The sequence below is a fragment of the Thermogemmatispora onikobensis genome, from assembly GCF_001748285.1.
GTDB lineage: Bacteria > Chloroflexota > Ktedonobacteria > Ktedonobacterales > Ktedonobacteraceae > Thermogemmatispora > Thermogemmatispora onikobensis.
The window spans coordinates 1-6,724 of sequence record NZ_BDGT01000097.1; the positions used below are offsets into that span (position 1 = coordinate 1).

At 59.3% G+C, this 6,724-nt stretch carries 4 protein-coding genes and 1 rRNA gene; 1 reads left to right on the top strand and 4 read right to left on the bottom strand.

Annotated elements, in window-relative coordinates; all coding sequences use genetic code 11:
• Positions 1-297: 297 nt before the first annotated feature.
• The 4 genes from BGC09_RS21795 to BGC09_RS21810 form a co-directional block, all read right to left on the bottom strand.
• Positions 298-1,365, bottom strand: coding sequence for a M42 family metallopeptidase (locus BGC09_RS21795; RefSeq protein WP_069806310.1), 1,068 nt, complete (start codon positions 1,363-1,365; stop codon positions 298-300).
• 209 nt (positions 1,366-1,574) lie between these two features.
• On the bottom strand, positions 1,575-2,900 hold the full coding sequence (locus BGC09_RS21800; RefSeq protein WP_069806311.1) for an NYN domain-containing protein: 1,326 nt from the start codon (positions 2,898-2,900) through the stop codon (positions 1,575-1,577).
• 1,101 nt (positions 2,901-4,001) lie between these two features.
• Positions 4,002-4,301 carry a hypothetical protein gene (locus BGC09_RS21805; RefSeq protein WP_069806312.1) on the bottom strand — a complete coding sequence of 100 codons (300 nt, stop codon included), beginning with the start codon at positions 4,299-4,301 and terminating at the stop codon, positions 4,002-4,004.
• Positions 4,302-4,551: 250 nt separating this feature from the next.
• Positions 4,552-5,553 (bottom strand): LTA synthase family protein, encoded by a 1,002-nt coding sequence (locus BGC09_RS21810; RefSeq protein ID WP_069806313.1) that lies wholly within the window; start codon positions 5,551-5,553, stop codon positions 4,552-4,554.
• A gap of 770 nt (positions 5,554-6,323) precedes the next feature.
• On the opposite strand from BGC09_RS21810, the gene BGC09_RS23180 reads away from it, so the two are divergent.
• Positions 6,324-6,724, top strand: a 23S ribosomal RNA gene (locus BGC09_RS23180); the annotation flags it as partial.

Sequence of the window (6,724 nt, forward strand, 5' to 3'; positions counted from 1 at the left end):
GCGAACCATTTCATACGGGCAGAACAGGTTAATAGAGGGATAGAGGAAATAGTGGGCGCACCCATCCAGCCAGGCTGGCTCGTGCCGGCTCAGGGGGAGTCAGGGCGAGGTTCTGACCTGACTGACCTGTCGGTCAACTGGTCCACAGGCCAGTCAGCAGGCCGCAGAAGCCCCGACCACCCTGGTTGTTTATCCCCTTGCCAGTGAAGCTGGTCGACGAGCGTCTTTCTCTCGGTCGAACCAGCCTGGCAGGGCAGAGAGCCGGACCGAATACCATATCAGGAGCGTTCAGGAGCGTTATGGAATCAGATTCGTCTGGGCACTCAGGGCCAGGGTGAAGCGAGCCAGCAGGGTTGCCGTTGCCTCGACATCCTCCAGCGAAACGACCTCAGAGCCTGTATGGAGATAGCGGCAAGGAATATTGACCAGGCCGGTTGCCACCCCGCTGCGGCTCACCTGGAGCAGGTCCACATCGGTAGACGTTCGTCCTGGGGTAGGGTCAAGCTGGTAGCGTAGTCCGGCTTCACGAGCTGCCTGCAGCAGCAGCTCATAGACGCGCGGATTCACATGCGCTCCGATCGTCAACGCCGGGCCGGCTCCAAGCCGGATATCGCCGATCTCCTGCCTGGAGGTCTGGGGATGGTCGGCTGTTGGCATCACATCGACAACAATAGCCACCTCCGGTTGCACCTCATAGGCGCTGGTGCGCACGCCGCGAGAGCCGATCTCCTCCTGCACTGCAGAGACCACGTAGAGGGCGGCCTGCAACTGCTCGCGCTGGGCGGAGACCTGCCGCAGCGCTTCCAAAATCGCATAGAGGCCGGCCTTATCATCCAGGCCACGTGCCGTCACCAGCGGGCCGCGCAGGGGCTGAAGCCGGGCCGCGCGGGTGACCACTGTCCCCGGGGGAGCGATTTCTTCGGCTTCCTTCTTACTGCTCGCCCCGATATCGATCCAGAGCTGTTTCAGCGCAAGGGCCTTGCCGCGCTCCTCGTCGCCCTGAAGATGAATCGGCTTCACCCCGATTACACCGGGTACGGGTCCTGAAGCTGTATGAAGCAGCACCCGTTCGCCGGGGAGAGTAGCCGGATCGAAACCTCCAATGGGGGCGAAATACAGAAAGCCCTGCTCATCGATATAACGTATCATCAGGCCCAACTCATCGCAGTGGGCTGTCAGCATCAGGCGAGGATGTCCCTCGGGATGCAGGGCGGCGATCACATTTCCATGCACGTCCGTTGTCACCCTGTCGGCGTAGCGAGCGCACTCGCGGCGCACCACCTCCTGAACAGGCTGCTCAAAGCCCGAAGGACTCGGACGTTCAATCAGCTCTTCGAGCAGAGAGAGACGAGACTCTTCTCCCATGAAAGCGTACTCCACAGTAAGCAAAGATCAAAGAGAAAGCAAAAGAAGAGACCACCTGCAACAAAACAGAATGAAAGCGCCTGGCGCTTTACAGCTACCAGGCGCCTGGGCCTTGGGCGAAGCGAATCAGCCGCGCTACAGGGGCGCGGAGCAGCGGCGAGAGGGCTGTGCTCAGCAACACGAGCCTTCCTGACCTTTCTTTGCTGGCCTCAGCGCACGAACTGCTTGAGCACCTCTTCCACCTCGGGGTGGGAACGATTGAGGCGGAGATCCTCGGCCCCGCTCGCATCGGTCTGGACCAGCAAGATCCCTCGCTGGATGCAAGCATGGAGCAACTCGCGCGCCGATTCGCGTGTCAAACGACCGCGAAAGCGATTCTTGGGATTCAGCGGATCGCCGATGAAATTCGCCACGCCCATGACTGTACGCCAGGACCAGTTGCGGTCGATGTAGTCCAGGAACTGCAAGAACTGCGGGTCCAGCACATCGATCGGCGGCTGCGGGTTGACTGCCGGCATATGGGGATTAGTACCCGGGTGGACGGCAGGCATATGGCCCGTACTGCCCGACGAGACGGCGGGGACATAGCCACTGCCAGTATTCGTCGACGAGGCCGAGGCGATGCCGGGGACCAGAGGAACGAACTGGTTGGCGCTGCTAATCAGATCCCGGCTGACGGTTCCCGGTATCCCAACAACAATCACCGTTTTATTCAGACGTAACTTCAGGCGAGCGCAGATGCGGGTAAAATCCTTATCGCCCGTCATCAAGACAAAGGTAGAGATCGAGGGGCGGTCGAAGACCGTCTCGATGATATCCATCAGCATATTCAGATCGACAGTGCTCTGAACGATCGTACTTTGCACGATCGCATTGGTACCAGGCCCAATGGCAGGCAAGTGGCCAGTACCGCCGCTATGCTGCTGCTGCTGCTGATGGGAATATCCCAGAGGACCAGACCCAGAGCCGCCATGATGGTGGGAGAGGGGACCACTGGGGGGCTGGCCGTGGGGGGAACTATAGGGGAGGCTCTGGCGAGGGACCGGTTGATAAGCGGTGTCCTCCTCACCGGAAGAGCGCATCTCCGTATCCTGGCGCGGCCCTTGATCCTGTTGTTGATAGCCGGACCAGCCGTTCTCTTGGTGGGGCTGGACTGCGGGGAAGGGACCCGTATAGCCACTATGAGTGGCCCCTCCCGCAGGCCACTGACGCTGATACGGACCTTCAGAAGCGTAGCCTGGCACTCCGAGCGCGCCTGTTGAGGGATTCCCTGGAGGATAGTGAATCGTCCCGATGCGGATGCGGTCGCGCTGCTTGGCCGGGCAATCCACGCGGTCAATCATTGCCGCTGTCAGGCTGCCCTTGAACAATTCCGGCTGACGCGACCAGTCCGCATAAGCGCGGGCCACCATGACAGTTCCATAACGGCGGGCGACGGCGATCAGCTCCTGCGGATCAGGCTCTCGCCGCTGGATATTCAGCATACTGTAGCGAATGTTCTCAAAGTCAATGAATAAAGCGATCTCTTCTGGCACAATCTTCTCCTCTCATGGGGAGAAACCGCGCAGACCAGGATTGCTGATTGTTCAGGTGCTCGGATTGCCTGCTATGCAATCCTACAACTATGAGCATATCATACTTTATTGGCGAAGTCGAGTGGTCTGCGCTTTACTTTTCAGAACTACTTATGATATAGTCTCTCATTAAGATAGCTACCGGGCTGCTTATCAGAAGGTGAAGAGCAAATACTAAGGCATCGTTGGCATGTGATCACCTCGATCTGATCGACCTGCGCTGGTCGGGAATGTTCTCGCTTCTGTTCTGCTGGCTCCTTCCCGGCTGATCCTCTCTCCGCCAGGGTGCCACGAGCCAATCCAGCCGATCGAACGAGTGAGCAAGGGCGGGGACGCTGAGAGAGCGGCTGGCTCCCGATCAACAAGCCCCTACCCTACTACCTGTGAGCGAGCGACAGTTGCCTGAAGAGGCTAACCCGACGGAGTGATCAGCGGCTGGAGCGGGCAGAACAGGCTGCTCTTCCTGAAGCCTGATCGCGGCGGGAGAGGCATTGCCAGCACCGCCAGCCGGGCTTTCTCTCTTCCTCCCTCCTCAACATAGGAGGGCAGCGAGCGAGCGAGCGCCGCCGGCTTCTCCTTCCTTCTGCTGCTGGACCCTGGCCTGGTAAGGCATTGCCCGAACTGCTGGCAGGGAGCGGGCACTGACCATCAACACAAGCAGCCGAGAGAGAGACCAGGCGGAACAGGTACCGGAAGCGCTGGCTCACACTAAGCCTACGATCGAGATCATCTCTCGGTTGTAAACAGGGGAGGGGCCGAGCTGATCACGGCCTTTCTCCTGTCGATCAGCTTTCTCTCCTGGTGGAGTTGGCTGGTGCAGAGTCCAGGTGGCAGCCAGGCGATTTTTCCAGGCCAGGCATCTCTGGCAGAGCATGAACGTCTCCAGCTCGACGGGCCTTAAGCTCTCTGCCAATCCAGACGGACAGGCTAGCCGGAGCAGGCCCAGGCATAGGAATCGCTAACAACGAGCGCTACTCGCCAGCACCGGCAGCCGGAGAGCGTCCTTGATACACAAGAACCGGGGAAACTCCCCCGGTTCCTCCGGTGAACGCTATTGAGATGCTAGCGAGAAATACCAACCAACTCGCGGTCGTGTTCTGTCAAGAAGCGGCGCAACAGCCCCTCCACCTCTGCTGTTTGCGGCAGCTCCCGCCCATTCTCTTGCTCTTCTACGCGCGTTAGCAGTTCGTAGAGGCCGGGGATATCGTAACGTAGCTGGACCTGGAGCTGGCCGTTGCTATTATAGCCCTCGACGAAGAGGCCATCCTCCTCCTCGCGGAGAGCGATGCTTTTCACTCCGAGCTGATCCAGCACCTGGCCTACGGCGTAGAGGATACGCGCGTAGCTGAAAGTGGTCGGCATTGATCCCTCCCTAAGATAGTGGCAATATGGGAAACCTGTAGCGCACAGAATGACGGCGCTGTCACCGTATACATCAAGACAGGTCAGAAAGTTTCTCCACTGCTCTTGGTTAGTCTATCATATCGTTGCAACGGACGTCAAGGTAGTGAGCGGAGAGGCGCCCGGCTCCCTGGCTGCCTGGTGGTGAGCAAGGGAGGGGACGGGAGCCGGGCTGGCCTCCTCTGGCCATGAAGTGGCCAGGGAGGGAGAGTTAACGACGGCCAAGCGAGCCATTGGCGACTTCGCGTGTGGCCCAAACGCCAGTATCGCTGACTGAATTTTTGTGATGGTTAACCTGTCCAGCAGCGTGTCCGCCATTGGCATTGAGGATCTCCAGGGCCTTCAGGCGCCAGAAGCGGGCGCTGGCGGGACGTTTCAGTGCCAGGTACTGGGCCAGGGCTTCATCGGTGATAGAGGGGTTCGATTTCAAGACCTCGATGGTCATCTGCAGCTTATCGGGGTTACCCTCAGCGGAGGTGGCCAACATCGCCGGGTTTGTATTCTGCTCACCGTTGGGACCTTCGTTGCCCACCGCTACGATCTGACCGGTGATCGGGCGCGCGAGATCCTGGCTGCTTTCGTGCGCCGTCCCATTGCCAGCAGCGCTGGCAACCGGGGCCACCTCGGTCGTGCGCTCCTGATTGATAATCGGCAGGAGGCTGGCGGGGTTCAGCCGCGAGCCGGTCGTCAGAGCGCGGCGCAGGGTCGACATGGGGAGTTGGACCTGTTTGGCAAGCTCGGAGAGCGCCGTCAGCTGCTGCTGCCGCGCTTTCTTCTCCTCCGCCTCCGTCTCGCTAATGGTCTCTGCCATCATGGTATAGACGATGCCCAGCAGCGGGAAGGCACTGGCCATGAAGGGGAAAATGTTGGTCAGCCAGGGCGCCGCGTGCTCCGCCGCACTCAGCATCTGCGGGCTGTGAAACTGCTTGGCATAGGCCCAGTTCACCGCCCACGAGAAACCTGTACAAATAATAATGAGAAGCCAGTGCTGCCAGACCGCCTTCGGGGTCCGATAGCGCCGATAACGCTGAAAGGCCGTCCAGGACAGCAGGTAAATGGTAACGTCAATGCTGATCGCTATCGCATAACTTACACCCCACCACCAGATCCCCTCTGGACCCGATGATGGCTCAAACGATGCAAAAAAGTAAGCAACATGTGGAATAGAGGCCGCCAGGAAGACGGCGAATGCTATCCAGAAAAAATATTTCATCAAAGAGACTCCCCTTCCGCAATGATATGGTGACCCCTCGTACTATCACGTAGCAAAGCGTACGTCAGCACAAAGAAATCCGTCAATCCTCTCTGGGAGATTCTGGCTAATTTTCATCTCTTCCCCGAAGGGCAAAAGCTGAGGTATTGACAAATCCCCCCCTCCTGTGCGATAGTATGCAAGCACCACGCCACAGCCCAGTTGCAATAACCCGGGCCGGCGACGACTGAGGAGGAGCAGGGACCAGCGAGGGAATCGTGAGGAATCGTCCGGCATGCGGACGGATGCACAATTAGCCCCTCCGCTTCCGGTGACCCAGTTAGCTAATCCGGTCCCAGTACCCTCTTGACAAGCGACGCCAGGTGTGGAATACTAAAAGACGCCGCAAGCAATGCGGCCCAGCCCCACGGTTCCAGTGGCTCTGCCAGGGAACACGATAAGTGGCTGGCTGGCTGGTTGGTAGCGGATACTCTCCTGACAGCAGATGGCAGAAGAGTCAGAGTGTCCGCTAAGGTGCGCAGCCGTCTTCTCCTGATCAGCCCTCTCTCCTTCCTGAACAGGGAGAAGAAAAATCACCGGCCTGTAATGGATGGATCGATGGCTGCAGCGCTGCGTGAAGCACTACGCTGATGATGTACCTTGACAATTGAATCGCGAGTGATACTTGCTTCAATTTTGCTGAGAGCCTGAAAAGCAGACAGCAGTCTGCAGGCCGAGTGCAACGCGACAGAGCTAACAAAGAACGTTGTGCTTCGGTGTCATAGGATGGCGCACAAGCGAGAAGCGTACGCGGGGGATGCCTAGGCGCTGAAGGCCGAAGAAGGACGCGGCGAGCGGCGAAACGTTCAGGGGGAGCTGCTGGCAAGCGATGAACCCTGAGTCTCCGAATGGGGCAACCCCTCCGGCGTGATGGCCGGAGATCGGCGGTCGCGCTGACCGCACGAGGGGCAGCGGGTGAACTGAAACATCTTAGTAGCCCGACGAAGAGAAATCAACCGAGATTCCCTCAGTAGTGGCGAGCGAACGGGGAAGAGCCTAAACCGTCACGCGGCCTGGCAACAGGTCCGAGACGGGGTTGTAGGGCCGACGTGGGGCCTGGCCCGAGCGCTGCGGCGCTGGACCCGAAGTAGCTGGAACGCTACACCAGAGCGGGTGAGAGTCCCGTAGGGGC